Genomic DNA, 15,892 nt, shown 5'->3' with positions numbered 1-15,892 from the left:
GAGCGTTTCACCGTTTCACGGAAACGGTCTATCTCTTTGTTTTTACGCACTTTTCCTGGAATTGCTCTAAAGGTCGAACACCGCGATGCGGCGCTTGTCGAACTTGATGCCGATCTCGCCGCGCACCAGCCTCAGCGCCTGCTCGCCGAAAACGGCGCGCCGCCAGCCCTGCAGCGCCGCCACGTCGGCTTCGTCGCCCTCGGCGGCTATGCGGTCGATATCGTCGCTGGAGGCAAGCACCTTGGTGGCGACGCCTTCCTTCTCCGCGACGATCCTGAGCAGCACCTTGAGCAGCTCCGACGCCGCGCTCGATCCTTCCTGCGGCTGGACGCTTTTCGGCAGTTTCGGCATCGCATCCTTGGGCAGGGAAAGGGCGGTATTGACCGCGCCAAGCAGCGCGGTTGCCGTCGCGGAGCGCTCCCAGCCTTTCGGCGTGGTGCGCAGCTTGCCGAGCGCCGCCGCGTCGCGCGGCGCCTGCTGCGCGATCTCGTAGATCGCATCATCCTTGAGCACGCGGCCGCGCGGCACGTCGCGCTCGCGCGCCTCCCGCTCGCGCCAGGCGGCCACCGCCTGCACGATCGCCAGCTCCTGCGGCTTGCGCAGCCGCATCTTCAGCCGCTTCCAGGCATCCTCGGGATGCGGATCGTAGGTCTCGCGCGAGGTGAGGACATCCATCTCCTCGTTCAGCCAATGGGCGCGGTCCTCGCGCTTCAGCTCGGCGCTGAGATGCTGGTAGACCTTGATCAGATGGGTGACGTCGGCGAGCGCGTATTCGAGCTGCTTGTCGGAGAGCGGCCGGTGCCGCCAATCGGTGAAGCGCGAGGATTTGTCGAGCCGGGCTCCGGTGACCTTCTGGACAAGCTGGTCATAGGAAACGCTGTCGCCGAAGCCGCAGACCATCGCCGCCACCTGCGTGTCGAACACTGGATGCGGCACCAGATTGCCGAGATGGACGATGATTTCGATGTCCTGCCGCGCCGCGTGGAAGACCTTCAGCACCGCTTCGTTGGCCATGAGCCGGAAAAACGGTTTCAGGTCGATGCCGGGCGACAACGGATCGATAAGCGCCTCAATCCCAGGCGCGGCGATCTGGATCAGGCAGAGGATCGGCCAGAAGGTCGTCTCGCGAATGAATTCGGTATCGACGGTAATGAATTCCGACTTTTCGAACGCCGCGACAACGCTCTCGAGTTCTTCTTGTGTGGTGATGACCTGCATCAAATCGCTTTTGGCACAATATTAAGCCTCTTTCAATTTCAGCCGGGCGCGCTTTCGTCAAGCCGCCGCAGCGTAAGCGGTGGCCCGATCGCCGGATTCTCCCATGCGAAATCGCGCCGCGTGCCGACGCGCCAACCCGCAATGTCCCTCAAGCCGTCGTGGTCCGCTCCACGGCTGCTTTCAGAATCGGCAGCGTGCCGTCCCAGTAGAGGCTGGCATGCGGCCGACATCTAGCCCTGCATCATGTCGGTTCGGTCACGCTGCGCCAGACGTCGGACAACGGTGCCGCGATTGTGATCGACTTGACGATGGGCGAGCGGTTCATGCCTCGTAGGCCCGCGCCGGTACTCTCTCTCCGGTCGTGTCGGATCCTGTTCCGTCCGTTACGGCGTTCGGCGACGGTCGCCGGCCAAGCGCGCCCGCTGCCGCCAGGCTGAGCACGATGAACGGTATGCCGATGCCATAGGCCGAGCGGATGCCCCAGTGGTCCGAGACGAAGCCAAGCAGCGGCGGACCGAGCAGGAAGGCGACGAAGGAGATCTGCGACAATGCGGCAACGTTGATCGCGGCGGAGCGGTCCGTCATCTGGGCGGCCGCCGAAATCGCCAACGGAAAGATCGCGCTGCAGCCGATGCCCATGAGCGCGAAGCCCAGCATCGAGACGAAGGGCAGGGGCGAGAAGAAGACGATGAATACGCCGGCAGCCATCGTTGCCAACAACACGCGCGCCACGCCGCTCGGCGAGTGGCGGTCGACGATGCTGTCGGCGAAGAAGCGTGTCGTCGCCTGCGAGAAGGCGAACAGCGCCACGGTGATCCCGGCAATGAAGGGCCCTGAGTCGAACACAGCGCGCATATAGATCGCCGACCAGTCCATGCTGGCGCCTTCCATCAGCATTGCCGACAGCGTCACCGCGACGAGGATGAGGATCGGCAACGTCGGCCGGGCGAACATCGGCGCTTTGTCGCCTGACGTGACGAAGCGGGCGGGCGCCGGTTGGAAGCCGCCGAGCAACAGCGCCACCGCAACCGCCACCATCGGCACCGCCAGCGCCAGATGCAGTTGCGGCGACAGGCCGAGATGCGCCAGCGCGCCGCCGAACAGCCCGGCGCCGAAGAAGCCGATGCTCCAGAACGAATGCGCCCGGTTCATGATGCGGCGCTTGAGCAGGAACTCGGTCCTGTCGGCCTCGACATTCAAGATGATCTCGATGCTGCCGATCATCAGTCCGACCGGGAGCAGCATCAGGAACAACGCGGCCGGGCCCGGCGCGTGCACCGCGACGGAATAGGCAAGCGCCAGCAGCGGCACCAGCCACAGCAGCGCGCGGCGAAAGCCGACGCGCTCCAGGATCGGCGTCGCCAGCGTCAGCGCGATCAGCGTGCCGATCGGCGTCCCGATCAGGGCGAGTCCCAGCGTGCCGTCCTCGATCTGCATGGCATGCTTGATGTCGGGCAGGCGCGGAAAGATGTTGCCCATAGCGAAGGAATAGATCGCGAAGCCGGCATAGACGCGGTGCTGCGGAGCGAGTTTCAGGCCAAGGGTCATCACGGGCAATCCAACAAGGAGATTTTGGCGAGCGAACTCTTCGGGGTCCGCCAGCGACTCTGTTTCTTGCATGAACAGGCAAAACATGCAATAACGTGCACAAATAAATAGGATCGTGCATGCTCACCGAAGAACGCCACCAACTCATTCGCGACCGGCTTGCGGCGGACGGAAAGGTGCTGGCCGGAGAGCTCGCCAGCCGTTTCGGCGTGTCGGAAGACACGGTGCGCCGCGATCTCAGGGAATTGGCGAAGGCCGGGCAACTGCGCCGCGTCTATGGCGGCGCGGTCGCTTCCGCGCCCTTTGCCGCCGCGACGCTCAGCCAACGCAGCCGTCATGCGATCGAGGAAAAAACGCGGCTCGCCAAGGCGGCGGTCGGACTGCTGAGCGCGGGGCAGTCGCTGTTCATCGACGGCGGCACGACCAATGAGGCGATCGCCAGGGCGATCCCGCGCGACATCCAACTGACCGTCGCCACCAATTCGCTGGGCGTCGCCTCGGCTCTGGCGGACCTTCCCCTGGTCGAGCTGATCGTGCTCGGCGGCCGCTATGTGCCGGATCTCGGCACCTGCGTCGGCGCCGACACGCTCGCCGCCGTGGCGCAACTCGGCGCCGATCTGTTCTTTCTGGGTTCCTGCGGGCTGGATGTCGCGCGCGGCGTCACCGCCTTCGATTCGGCCGAAGCCGAGGTGAAGCGCGCCATGGCGAAAAACAGCGCTGGTATCGTCATTGCCGTCACCAACGACAAGCTTGCCACCGCCGCGCCCTATCGCGTGGCGAACGCGGATGCGATCCGCCATCTCGTGGTGGAAAAGAGCGCGCCTCCCGCCACGCTCGCCGCTTTCCAAAGCCAGGGCGCGCAGATCCACTTTGCTTGAGCGGCCGCGGCAGTGCGCCTGTGTGACCGCTTGCCTTGACAAAGCCGGCCTCTCATGCGCTTTTCGCGCCAATTTTCGAGCCGGGCCGATGCCCGCAATTTCCGGACTTTACCCATGACCACGCATCGTTACCGCAGCCACACCTGTGCCCAGTTGAGAAAGAGCGACGTCGGCAATTCCGTCCGCCTGTCGGGCTGGGTGCATCGCGTGCGCGACCATGGCGGCCTGCTTTTCATCGACCTGCGCGACCATTACGGCCTGACCCAGATCGTCGCCGATCCGGATTCGCCGGCCTTCAAGGTGGCCGAGACACTGCGCGGCGAATGGGTGATCCGCGTCGACGGCGAGGTCAAGGCGCGGCTGCCGGAAACCGTCAATCCAAACCTGCCGACCGGCGAGATCGAGATTTTCGCGCGCGAGATCGAAGTGTTGTCGGCCGCCAAGGAGCTGCCGCTGCCGGTGTTCGGCGAACCTGAATATCCCGAAGACATCCGCCTGAAATACCGCTTCCTCGACCTGCGCCGCGAGACGCTGCACAAGAATATCGTGGCGCGCACGAAGATCATCGCCGAGATGCGCAAGCGCATGGGCGAGGTCGGTTTCACCGAATTTTCGACGCCGATCCTCACCGCCTCGTCGCCGGAAGGCGCGCGCGACTTCCTGGTGCCGTCGCGCATCCATCCCGGCACCTTCTACGCGCTGCCGCAGGCGCCGCAGCAGTACAAGCAGCTGATCATGGTCTCCGGCTTTGACCGCTATTTCCAGATCGCGCCCTGCTTCCGCGACGAGGATCCGCGCGCCGACCGCCTGCCGGGCGAGTTCTACCAGCTCGACCTCGAAATGAGCTTCGTCGAGCAGGACGACGTGCTCAGCACGATGGAGCCTGTCCTCCGCGCGGTCTTCGAGACGTTCGCCGCCGGCAAGCCGGTGACGCAGAAATTCCGCCGCATTCCCTATGACGAGGCGATGCGCACCTATGGCACCGACAAGCCGGACCTGCGCAACCCGATCGAGATGCAGGCGGTCTCGGATCACTTCCGCGACTCCGGCTTCAAGGTGTTCGCCAACATCCTGGCCAACGATCCGAAGGCCGAGGTGTGGGCCATTCCGGCCAAGACCGGCGGCAGCCGCGCCTTCTGCGACCGCATGAATTCCTGGGCGCAGGGCGAGGGGCAGCCGGGGCTCGGCTACATCTTCTGGCGCAAGGAAGGTGAAAAACTCGAAGGCGCCGGCCCGATCGCCAAGAACATCGGCGAGGAGCGCACCGAGGCGATCCGCCAGCAGCTCGGCCTCGCCGATGGCGACGCCGCCTTCTTCGTCGCCGGCGACCCGAAGAAGTTCGTCACTTTCGCGGGCGCGGCGCGTACGCGCGCCGGCGAGGAGCTGAACCTCGTCGACCGCGAGCGCTTCGAGCTGTGCTGGATCGTCGACTTCCCGTTCTTCGAATGGAACGAGGACGAGAAGAAGATCGACTTCGCCCACAATCCGTTCTCCATGCCGCAAGGGGGCATCGACGCGCTGAATGGTGAGGAGCCGCTCGGCATCAAGGCGTTCCAGTACGACATGGTCTGCAACGGCTTCGAGATCGCATCGGGCGGCATCCGCAACCACCTGCCGGAAACCATGGTCAAGGCGTTCGAGATGGTCGGCCTGGACCGCGCGACGGTGGAGGAGCGCTTCGGCGGCCTTTACCGCGCTTTCCAGTATGGCGCGCCGCCGCATGGCGGCATGGCGGCGGGCGTCGACCGCATTGTCATGTTGCTCGTGGGCGCCAAGAACCTGCGCGAGATCACCATGTTCCCGATGAACCAGCAGGCCTACGACCTGCTGATGAGCGCGCCTTCCGAAGCCACCCCGCAACAGCTGCGCGAGCTGTCGCTGCGCGTCGCCGTGGCGAAGAAGGACTGACGGCAGCCTAGCAACTGCCCTTTCTCCCCGTCACTGATACGGGGGAGAAATGTCCGGCAGGACAATGAGGGGCAGCGCGGGTGCTGGCGATTTGCACGCGGTCGTAACAGCTGAGGCCTTCTGACAGGCAGTCGGTTCAGCACCGAATTACATATTCGCAAGCGTCGGCGCTGCCCCTCATCCGCCTGCCGGCACCTTCTCCCCGTATAGTGACGGGGAGAAGGCAGCTAATTCGATCAGTCCTGGTTCGCCTTGACCTTGACGCCCAACGTCTTCGGCAGGTCGAGCGGGTTGGACATGGCGCCGGCCATGATCAGCGCGAACGGCACCGACGACGGCGGCTCGGCCGAGATTTCCAGGCTCTTCGGGTCGTCGAGGAAGGTGTTGACGGCAGCCGACACCTCGGCCGTCAGCTCGGGATTGTTGAGCTGCGCCATGCCGAACGGCACGATCGCCTTGGCCTGGTTGGCGACGTCCTTGGACGACATGCCCTGCTGCTTGCCGACATAGTCGAGCACCTTGCCGGTGAGCGAATCGTCCTCGAAGCGCACCGAGGCGCCGTTGAAGGAAAGCTGCTGCATCAGGCCGAGCATGGCCATGCCTTGCGCGGAATTGTCGGCGCCTTCCGGTTGGGCGGCGAGCTTCTTCTGCATCTCCTGCATCGACTTGATGAAGTCGACCGTGTAGCCGCCGAGGTCGAAGGTCATGCCGAGCGTGCCGGCATTTTCGACCGAGACGTCATATTTCGACAGCTCCATCTTGCCGTCGCTCGGCTGCCAGGTGCCGGCCATCGCGATGTTGCCCGAGATGTTCTGGTAGCCCAGCGCCTCTATCGCTTCCTTCGACTTCGGATCGTCGATCAGCGTCAGGTCGGCGGTGAATTTTTCGGTGTTGGCGGTGAAGTCCATCGCCTTGCCGTCGGCCGGCGGGGTGATCTGGACCGCAAGCCCGTCCATCGCGAACGCCGTCTTGTCGCCGACCTTGACCGTCATGTTGGAGAGCTCCGCCGACTTGTACATCATCAGCGAGCCGAGCGGATCGGTGCCGCCTTCGGCGGGAACCTTCATGTCGTGGATGACCACCGGGCTGAGGTTGAGCGTCACGCCGTCCTTGCTGTGCTCGAAAGGCGAGGTCGAGACGGTGGCGATCTCATAGCCGCCATTGGCTTCGCTGACCCCTTCCAGCTTCACGTCGCCGATCGGCAGCGCTTCCTTCTCGGCCGCCGGCTTGATGGAGACGCCCTGCAGCACGGCGTTCGAATCGTCGCCTGAGACGCCGGTCCAGGAAATCTCGACGCCCTGGGCGGCAAGGGCTGCCTTGATGCGCTCGGCCACCGCCGGATCGGCGGCGAAGGCTGCGTTGAGCGGCAGCGTCAGCAGAAAGGTCGAAAAAGCCAGTTTCTTGAGCGTTGAGCGTTGGATTGTCATGGCGAGTTCCCTGTCCTGATTGGCTATGTGAAATTGTTTTGAAATCTGCTCCATCACCATTCCGTGACGAACGGGACGGGAAAAAGGCATTTCCGGCCCCATTTGTCGAAAACGGCGATGAAAAGCAAACGCCGGTCGGCAGCCATTGCCCGATGCGGTGAATTTGTCATGAAGACCGCGGCTTTCCTTCGCCAGCGCGTTGCATTGCCAGATAGCGGCCGCATGTAACGGATTGATGTTGGCCGGCGTCGTGTTGCCGACTAAGCCTGTTGCAGATCGGCGGCAAATTGCAGCCGCCGCGGCGCCGCTTCCGTGAAATCCTTCACACCGCCGGCTGCGTGTCTATAGCCGCGGCGAATGCGCCGACGTTCACGCGGCGCTTGCCGCGAATCACCCGCTCGGCTAGTCCAAATCCATGGGAAAAAGGCTTTTGCCGCCTGATAACAATGGCGGCGGCGATAAAATCGAACCGGTCGATCTGAAGGAAGCGCTCGAGCGGCGCTATCTGGCTTACGCGCTGTCGACCATCATGCACCGGGCGCTGCCGGATGTGCGCGACGGACTGAAGCCGGTCCATCGCCGCATCATGCATGCCATGCGGCTGCTCCGGCTCAACCCCGATCAGGGCTTTGCCAAATGCGCCCGCATCGTCGGCGACGTGATGGGCAAGTTCCATCCGCATGGCGACCAGTCGATCTACGACGCCCTGGTGCGTCTCGCGCAGGATTTCTCGATGCGCTACCCGCTGGTCGACGGGCAGGGCAATTTCGGCAACATCGACGGCGATAACGCCGCCGCCATGCGTTACACCGAAGCGCGCATGACAGAGGTGGCGAGCGAACTGCTTGCCGGCATCACCGAGGATGCAGTCGATTTCCGGCCGACCTACAATGAAGAGGACGAGGAGCCGTCCGTCCTGCCGGGCGCCTTCCCGAACCTGCTCGCCAACGGCTCGTCGGGCATTGCCGTCGGCATGGCGACTTCCATCCCGCCGCATAACGCGGCTGAGCTTTGCGACGCAGCGCTTCATCTGATCGAGCATCCGGACGCGCCGGTGGCGAAACTGATGGATTTCGTCCAGGGTCCGGATTTCCCGACCGGCGGCATCATTGTCGACAGCCGCGCCTCGATCCTCGAAGCCTATGAAACGGGCCGTGGCGGTTTTCGCGTGCGCTCGAAATGGGGTCAGGAAGACCAGGGCAGGGGCACCTGGAGCATCGTCGTCACCGAAATCCCCTACGGCGTCCAGAAGGCCAGGCTGATCGAGAAGATCGCCGAGCTGTTGATGGCGCGCAAGCTGCCGCTGCTCGAAGACGTCCGCGACGAGAGTGCGGAAGACATCCGCGTCGTCCTGGTGCCGAAGAGCCGCACGGTCGATCCCGGCATCCTGATGGAATCGCTGTTCAAGCTCACCGAGCTCGAAAGCCGCTTCCCGCTCAACATGAACGTTTTGTCGCGCGGCAAGGTGCCGAACGTCCTGTCGCTGAAGGGCGTGCTGAAGGAGTGGCTCGACCACCGCCGCGAGGTTTTGATCCGCCGCTCGAAATACCGGCTCGGCGAGATCGAGAAGCGGCTGGAAATCCTCGCCGGCTATCTGATCGCCTATCTCAACATCGACGAGGTCATCCGGATCATCCGCGAGGAGGATGAGCCCAAGCAGGTGATGATGGCCCGCTGGTCGCTCACCGACAACCAGGCCGAAGCGATCCTCAACATGCGCCTGCGCGCGTTGCGCAAGCTCGAAGAGATCGAGATCCGCAAGGAATTCGACGGCCTCACCGCCGAGAAGAAGCAGATCGAGGCCCTGCTGGCTTCCGACGCCAAGCAATGGTCGACGATCAAGTGGGAAGTCACCAAGATCCGCGACACGTTCGGTCCGGAGACCGAACTCGGCAAGCGCCGCACCCAGTTCGCCGATGCACCCGAGCATGACCTGACCGACATCGCGCACGCCATGATCGAGCGCGAGCCGGTCACCGTCGTTGTATCGGAAAAGGGCTGGCTGCGCGCCATGAAGGGCCACCTGACCGACCATTCGCAGCTCGCCTTCAAGGAAGGCGACAGCCTGAAGCTCGCCTTCCATGCCCAGACCACGGACAAGATCCTGGTCTTCACCACCGGCGGCAAGTTCTACACCATCGGCGCCGACCGGCTGCCGGGCGGGCGCGGCCATGGCGAGCCGATCCGCATCATCGTCGACATGGAGAACGATCAGGACATCGTCACCGCCTTTGTTCATGATCCCAAACGCAAGCTGCTGCTCGTCTCCTACGACGCCAACGGTTTCGTCGTTTCGGAGGAAGAGGTCGTCGCCAACACCCGCAAGGGCAAGCAGGTGATGAACGTCAAGGCCCCGGACGAGGCCAAGCGCTGCATGCCGGTGTCGGGCGACCATCTCGCCATTGTCGGCGAGAACCGCAAGATGCTGGTCTTCCCGCTGGCCGAAATCCCGGAAATGGCGCGCGGCAAGGGCGTGCGCCTGCAGAAATACAAGGATGGCGGCGTGCTGGACCTGAAGACCTTCACCCTCGAGACGGGGCTCTCCTGGCAGGATTCGGCCGATCGCACCTTTACCAAGTCGCGCGAGGAGCTTGCCGAGTGGATCGGCGCGCGCGCCGCGGCCGGCCGCATGGTGCCGAAGGGTTTCCCCAGGACGGGCAAATTCGGGTAGCGAGGCTCCCCTTCTCTCCTTGTGGGATAGGAAGCGGTCCGCGTTAGCGGACGAAAAGCCAATTGCCTGGCTTTTCGAGCTTCGAACGCCCTGAGCCTGCAAAGGGCCAGGGATGGCCGATCCACCACCCGGCCGGGTCCCCGCTGCTTCGCAGCGTCCCGGCGTTCGCTGGCCTTTCATCGTGCCACTGGCACGATGAATTCGCTTCGCGAACCGGCTGCTCACCCCACAAGGGGAAGGCAAGGACGAACATTTGGACTATCGTCACGATTACTGCACTATGATGGTGCATAAGCATCCATTGAACCATCGGGCAGGGGAGAAACGCACGCTTGAAGCGAGCTGAGATCCAGAAACCGGGGCAGCGCCTGTTCGGCCTGTCGACGCCGCTCAGGGCGGCCGTCATCCCGCCGCTGTCGGCGGCGCGCTGGCTCCTGGTGCTGATCGCCGCCGCCGGCGTCTATTTCTTCCACGGTTTCCTGTTCCCGGTGCTGGCGGCGCTCGTCATCGCCTTCGCCAGCTGGCCGCTCTACCGCCGGCTGCTCGTCGCCGTCGGCGGCAACCGCACCATCGGCGCGACCTTGGCCATACTTTTCATCCTCACCTTCCTGGTGGTGCCGATCGCGCTTGCCGGCACCTACGCCATCAACGAGCTGCGCGAGTGGGTGACCTGGGCGATCGAGACCAATCGGCACGGCGCGGTGACACCGGGTTGGATCGCCACCATGCCGGTCGTCGGCGAGTGGCTGAACGAGCAATGGACGGGCTACCTCGGCCATCCCGGCGGCATCGGCGAATTGATCCAGCTGATCAGCGGCTCCAACATCGGCAGCATCTATCGCGGCGCCTTGGCCGCCGGCGGCAGCGCCTTCGGCCTGTTGCTCACACTTCTGTTCATGATGATCGCGCTGTTCTTCGCCTATCGCGACGGCGAGTCTTTCGCGGCCCAGGTCGATCGCCTCGGCGAACGCATCCTGCCGACGCGCTGGGAGCGTATCTCGCGCGTCGTGCCGGCAACCATCTCCTCGACGGTCACCGGCATGACCATCATCGCCATCGGCGAGGGCCTGGTGCTCGGCATCGCCTATTGGCTCGCCGGCGTGCCGTCGCCGGTGACGCTCGGCGCGCTCACCGGCATCATGGCGCTGATCCCGGGCGGTGCGCCGCTCTCCTTCACCCTGGTGTCGATCTACCTCGCCGCCAGCGGCAAGGTTTTCGCCGGCGCGGCCCTGTTCATCTGGGGCGCGGTCGAGCTCTTCATCGTCGACAAGACCTTGCGGCCCAAGCTCGTCGGCGGCCCGATCAAGCTGCCGTTCCTGCCGACCTTTTTCGGCCTGATCGGCGGCGTCAAGACGATGGGTTTCCTCGGCCTGTTCATCGGCCCGGTGTTGATGGCGTTGCTCGTCGCCATCTGGCGCGAATGGCTGCGCGAGGTCGAGATCATGGACGAGCTTCCGCCTGTCGCCGACGAGGCCGGCGCGCCGCCCCGGATCGAGGCTGCCGCCGAGCCAAGGAAGATTCAGGCTGGGTGATGCACCGCGAGATCCGCACGGCGCTTGCGGCCCACATGCAATTGCCAGAGCGAATGCGCGACCAGCGTTACGATCATGATGCCGCCGCCGATCAGGCTGTTGCGTGACGGTGTCTCGGCGAAGATCATCCACACCCAGACCGGCGCCAGGATCGTTTCCAAGAGATAGAACATCGCGACTTCCGCGCCCGAGATGTATTTCGGTCCGTTGGCGAGGCAGAAGAACGCGATCGGCATGACGACGCCGCCGTTCAGGATGATCCACCACGGCGCTTCGACTTGAAAGCCGGTTCTGGAGACCATGAACGCCGCCACCCCAAAAGGCAGGATCACGCCGATAAGCGCGGTAAAGCCCATGTCCTTGCCGCTGGCGCGCGAGATGGTGATGGCGCAGGCAATCAGGAAGGCCGAACACAATGCCATCAGGTCGCCGAACAAATATCCGGTGCCGACGGAATCGCCGACGATGATGGCGACGCCGACGATCATCAGCGCCATCGCGGCGAGGGTCAGCGGTCGCGGCCGCTCCTTCAGGAACAGCCACGACAGCAGCGCCGCGAAGACGGTGTTGAAGGCCAGGATGAACACCAGATCGGCTGTCGATGTATGATAGACGGCTGTCATGAAGGCGACCGCGCCGAGCCCGTAAATCACGGCCACGACCAGCCCCGACCAGCCGGGTATGAGCTGCGGCGCATTCTTGCTGTACAAGCGCCAGACCGCCCACATGATCAGCGCCGCCGCCAAGGTGCAGCCGGTGCGCAGCAAAAGGATGGTCCAAGCTTCGCCATCCGCGAGCCGGATCAGCGGAATATCTATGCTCAGCACCAGCCCGCCGATGGCGGTGACGAGGAGGCCTTTCTGGTGATCGGTGTGGGAAGACATGTGATCGTTCTCGAGACAAAGCGAGAGCAAGCGCCGGCGCGATTGCACACCTCGCGCGCGAGGGCGCGCAAGACCGGCGTCTTCTCCCTTGAAACACAATAAGGGCGGGTTCGGGAAAACTGTTTTAGCGACTGACCGCTTCGTGGTCGTAGCGTTCCCAGCCTTTCGGGCCGAGATGCTCCTGCGGCATGAAGCGCATCTTATAATTCATCTTGCGCGAGCCGTTGACCCAGTAGCCGAGATAGACGTGGGGCAGTCCCATCGCCTTGGCGCGGGCGATGTGATCGAGGATCATGAAGGTGCCGAGCGAGCGGTCCTCGAAGTCAGGATTGAAATAGGAATAGACCATCGACAGGCCATCGGCCATCTTGTCGGTGAGCGCGACCGCGATCAGCTCGCCATGGCCCTTGCCGGTGATGAACGTGTCGGGGCCGCGACGCCGGTATTCGATGATCTTGGTGTCGACATGCGTGTCTTCCACCATCATCGCATAGTCGAGCACGGTCATGTCCGACATGCCGCCACGGCGATGGCGGGCGTCGAGATAGCCGCGGAAGAGCGAGTATTGCTCGGTCGAGGGCTGCGCGTCATGCATGGCGCCGACGAGGTCGGCATTGTGCTGGATGACGCGGCGCATGTTGCGGCTGGGGCTGAATTCCTGTGCCAGGATGCGAACCGAGACACAGGCGCGGCACGACTCGCAGGCCGGACGGTAGGCGATGTTCTGCGAGCGCCGGAAGCCGCCTTGCGTCAGCAGGTCGTTCATCTCCGGCGCCTTGTCGCCGACAAGGTGCGTGAACACCTTGCGCTCGAACTGTCCCTCCAGATAAGGGCACGGCGACGGCGCGGTCAGGAAGAACTGCGGCGACTGGGTCGGATGCTGCGTCATCTAATCTTGGAAACGCTCCTGCGAATCGCTCTACCTTTGGCCCGGTCAGCGAAAAATTCAACAGGATTGTGCGGACGCGACGGGCTTGACCTGTTCATATTTAAGCATAGGCGGCGCGGCGGTCTGATCGACACGGCGGTGGAACGCCGTCAGATATCGGTGCGGGTGACCACCGTGCCGAGCAGCAGGTCGTGCAGCGTGCGCTTGCGGTCGGAGAACAGCGTGACCAGGAGCACCAGCGGCGTCAGGATGACGTTGCCAGCCCAGAACAGCACCGAGTGAACCACGGCCGTCATGCCGTCGATGCGGCTGCCGTCGAGCTTCTCCAGGCGGATACCCATGATCTTCATGCCGGTCGTCGCCTGGCCGCGGCTGCCCAGCGTGTTCCAGATGTAGAGAATGGCGACCATCGGCACCAGCACCGAAAACAGCGCCCAGCCGAGGCCGAAAGTCAAAAGCCCGAGAATGGCTACCAGGATGGCGAAGGGAATGGTCAGCAGCGCGACGAAGAAATAGTCGAGCAGGAAGGCGAAGATGCGCCTTGTCCGCACCCCGCGATAGGCGCGAGTGTTCATATCCGTTCCTCAATCGCGGCATCCGCTTGAGGATGCCTGCCGCCCTTTTCAAATGGTGAGGGTGGCCCGGAATTCAAGGAAGGTGCGCGCGGGCGGACCGGCGCGATATCAGAAGATGCCGGGGCAGAGCCTGTAGCGGACCCGCCCGAGATAGTCGCGATACTCCTCGGTGAGCGCCAGGATGCGCTCCTCGCGCAGGATGCGATGGATCTGGAACAGGGTGATGATCGCGTAGACGGTGAAATTGTAGATAGAGAAGCTCGACAGCAGGAAAAGGATGTGCCCCGCCAGGTAGCCGGCATAGATCGGGTGCCGCACGAAGCGGTAGGCGCCGCCGGTGACGACGCCGCGATTGGCGGGCAGGATGGCGAAGGAGCGGCCAAGCGATATCTTGCCCCAGATCACCAGCCACAGCGCCAGGAATTGCAGCGGCGCCGCGATATAGAGCGGGATGATGGCGATTCCGTCCTGGAGCGATACGAAACCCGAGCCGAAACCGGCCGTCAGCGAGATGAATACCGTGAAAGGGCTCCAGTCGCGGACAATCGGTCGGCGCGCCAGCAGCAGCCAGGTAAAGGTCAGGACGTCGGAGATCATGAGCAGCAGGATGTTCAGCCGGCCCGGATCGATGACGAGGTGACGCGCACCGCGATAGACGAAGACCGCGGCGACCACCAGCGCGATGAAACGGAACAGGCCCTCGCGAAGGTCGGTGAGGATCTCGCTGCTTCGCAGCCCGGACCAAAAACCGATCTCTGCGCCAGGCAGCACATCGCTTTTGGAAATCGTCAACCCTGCCACCCCGGTGGTCCCCTCGACATGGACCATTGCACGCAAGCCTTGCCGTGCGGTTAAGGTTTCGCCTGCTTTTGGTTGCATTGGCGGATTCGCCTGCGAGGGAATGGTGTGTTGCCTGTTGAACATGACATTCTTCCCGGTCTAGCTTGCTGCGGCGCACAAAGGGGACGGGGACATGGACTACGACATGCTGGTCATCGGCAGCGGCCCTTCGGGCCGCCGCGCCGCGGTGCAATCGGCCAAGCTCGGCAAGTCGGTGCTGGTGGTCGACCGAGGCCGGCGCCTGGGCGGCGTCTCGGTGCATACCGGCACCATCCCGTCGAAGACGCTGCGCGAAACGGTGCTCAACCTCTCGGGCTGGCGCGAACGCGGCTTCTACGGGCGTGGCTACCGGGTCAAGCAGGACATTTCGATCTCAGATCTGGTCGACCGGCTGCACAAGACGCTCGACCATGAGGTCGAGGTGCTGCAGCATCAGTTCATGCGCAACACGGTGAAGAGCGCGCGCGCCGCCGTGAAGTTCCTCACGCCGAACAAGGTCAGCCTGACCGCCGACAATGGCGACTACAGCGAAGTTGGCTTCGCCAACGCGCTGATCGCCGTCGGCACCAGGCCGCACCGGCCGGCCGACGTGCCCTTCGACAAAAAGCGCGTCTTCGACAGCGACGAGATGCTGGAACTCCACCATCTGCCGCGCACGCTGACGGTGATCGGCGCCGGCGTCATCGGCGTCGAATACGCCACCATCTTTTCCGCCCTCGACGTGCCGGTGACACTGGTCGAGCCGCGCAACACCATCCTCGACTTCATCGATCGCGAGATCGTCGACGACTTCATTCACCAGATGCGTGACCGCGGCATGACCATCCGCCTCGGCAGCACGGTGAAGGAGATCGCCTCGAAACCCGACCACGCCGAAGTGACGCTGGCCGATGGCCGCACCATCCGCTCCGAGATGGTGCTCTACGCAGCCGGCCGCACCGGCAATGTCGCCAGCCTCGGCCTCGACACGGTCGGCATCGAGGCCGACGCCCGCGGCCGCATCAAGGTCGATCCGCATACCTTCCAGACCACGGTTTCAAACATCTACGCGTCCGGCGACGTCATCGGCTTCCCGAGCCTGGCTTCGACGTCGATGGAGCAGGGCCGGGTGGCGGCTTGCCACGCCTTCGGGGTCCACCTGCCGCCGCCGCCGGAGAGCTTTCCCTATGGCATCTACGCCGTGCCGGAAATTTCCACGGTCGGCCTGTCGGAAGAACAGGTGCGCGACAGCGGCGCAGCCTACGAGGTCGGCCTGGCGCGCTTCCGCGAGACCTCGCGCGGCCACATCATGGGCGTTTCGAGCGGCTTCCTGAAGCTGTTGTTCTCGGTCGAGACGCGCCGCCTGCTCGGCGCCCACATCGTCGGCGAGGGCGCTACCGAGCTCATTCATATCGGCCAGGCGGTGATCAACCTCGGCGGCACGGTCGACTTCTTCGTCAACAACACCTTCAACTATCCGACGCTGGCCGAAGCCTACAAGATCGCCGGCCTGGACGCCTGGAACCGGATGGGGCAGGGCTAA

The 15,892-nt window shown here is 64.0% G+C and carries 12 protein-coding genes; 5 read left to right on the top strand and 7 right to left on the bottom strand.

The genetic code is table 11. The features are described from left to right. Positions 1-66 precede the first annotated feature (66 nt). Positions 67-1,218 carry a ribonuclease D gene (gene rnd / locus FJ430_RS22530; protein WP_140707425.1) on the bottom strand — a complete coding sequence of 384 codons (1,152 nt, stop codon included), beginning with the start codon at positions 1,216-1,218 and terminating at the stop codon, positions 67-69. A 321-nt stretch (positions 1,219-1,539) separates the two neighbouring features. Then, positions 1,540-2,766: an MFS transporter gene (locus tag FJ430_RS22525; protein WP_140707427.1), complete on the bottom strand. Its 1,227-nt coding sequence runs from the start codon at positions 2,764-2,766 to the stop codon at positions 1,540-1,542. A 119-nt stretch (positions 2,767-2,885) separates the two neighbouring features. On the opposite strand from FJ430_RS22525, the gene FJ430_RS22520 reads away from it, so the two are divergent. Together FJ430_RS22520 and aspS are read left to right on the top strand one after the other, a co-directional pair. Then, the gene (locus FJ430_RS22520; RefSeq protein WP_140707429.1) at positions 2,886-3,644 is read left to right on the top strand and encodes a DeoR/GlpR family DNA-binding transcription regulator; all 759 of its coding nucleotides are present in this window, start codon (positions 2,886-2,888) and stop codon (positions 3,642-3,644) included. 114 nt (positions 3,645-3,758) lie between these two features. Further along, positions 3,759-5,552, top strand: coding sequence for an aspartate--tRNA ligase (aspS, locus tag FJ430_RS22515; protein WP_140707431.1), 1,794 nt, complete (start codon positions 3,759-3,761; stop codon positions 5,550-5,552). A 236-nt stretch (positions 5,553-5,788) separates the two neighbouring features. Here the strand turns inward: aspS and FJ430_RS22510 are convergent, their stop codons facing one another. Further along, positions 5,789-6,979, bottom strand: a complete 1,191-nt coding sequence (locus tag FJ430_RS22510) for a hypothetical protein (RefSeq protein ID WP_140707433.1) — start codon at positions 6,977-6,979, stop codon at positions 5,789-5,791. Between the two features lie 415 nt (positions 6,980-7,394). On the opposite strand from FJ430_RS22510, the gene parC reads away from it, so the two are divergent. Together parC and FJ430_RS22500 are read left to right on the top strand one after the other, a co-directional pair. Next, the gene (gene parC, locus FJ430_RS22505; RefSeq protein WP_140707435.1) at positions 7,395-9,650 is read left to right on the top strand and encodes a DNA topoisomerase IV subunit A; all 2,256 of its coding nucleotides are present in this window, start codon (positions 7,395-7,397) and stop codon (positions 9,648-9,650) included. Positions 9,651-9,982: 332 nt separating this feature from the next. Further along, positions 9,983-11,182, top strand: coding sequence for an AI-2E family transporter (locus FJ430_RS22500; RefSeq protein WP_140707437.1), 1,200 nt, complete (start codon positions 9,983-9,985; stop codon positions 11,180-11,182). Here FJ430_RS22500 and FJ430_RS22495 read toward each other — a convergent pair. From FJ430_RS22495 to FJ430_RS22480, 4 genes are all read right to left on the bottom strand, one after another. Beyond that, positions 11,170-12,066, bottom strand: a complete 897-nt coding sequence (locus tag FJ430_RS22495; RefSeq protein WP_140707439.1) for a DMT family transporter — start codon at positions 12,064-12,066, stop codon at positions 11,170-11,172. The two genes, FJ430_RS22500 and FJ430_RS22495, sit on opposite strands and share 13 nt — an antisense overlap. Before the next feature lie 124 nt (positions 12,067-12,190). Further along, on the bottom strand, positions 12,191-12,955 hold the full coding sequence (locus tag FJ430_RS22490) for an arginyltransferase (RefSeq protein WP_140659119.1): 765 nt from the start codon (positions 12,953-12,955) through the stop codon (positions 12,191-12,193). Between the two features lie 149 nt (positions 12,956-13,104). Next, the gene (locus tag FJ430_RS22485; protein ID WP_140707441.1) at positions 13,105-13,530 is read right to left on the bottom strand and encodes an RDD family protein; all 426 of its coding nucleotides are present in this window, start codon (positions 13,528-13,530) and stop codon (positions 13,105-13,107) included. 108 nt (positions 13,531-13,638) lie between these two features. Further along, a complete protein-coding gene (locus tag FJ430_RS22480; RefSeq protein ID WP_226891827.1) occupies positions 13,639-14,331 on the bottom strand; it encodes a methyltransferase family protein in 693 nt (230 codons plus the stop codon). 172 nt (positions 14,332-14,503) lie between these two features. Here FJ430_RS22480 and sthA point away from each other — a divergent pair, with 172 nt between their 5' ends. Beyond that, positions 14,504-15,892 carry a Si-specific NAD(P)(+) transhydrogenase gene (sthA, locus tag FJ430_RS22475; RefSeq protein ID WP_140541258.1) on the top strand — a complete coding sequence of 463 codons (1,389 nt, stop codon included), beginning with the start codon at positions 14,504-14,506 and terminating at the stop codon, positions 15,890-15,892.

Source organism: Mesorhizobium sp. B2-8-5, from assembly GCF_006440675.2.
In the GTDB taxonomy this organism is placed as follows: Bacteria; Pseudomonadota; Alphaproteobacteria; order Rhizobiales; family Rhizobiaceae; genus Mesorhizobium.
The sequence above is the reverse complement of the archived record's forward strand: the minus strand, read 5'-3'. Positions and strand labels throughout refer to the sequence as shown.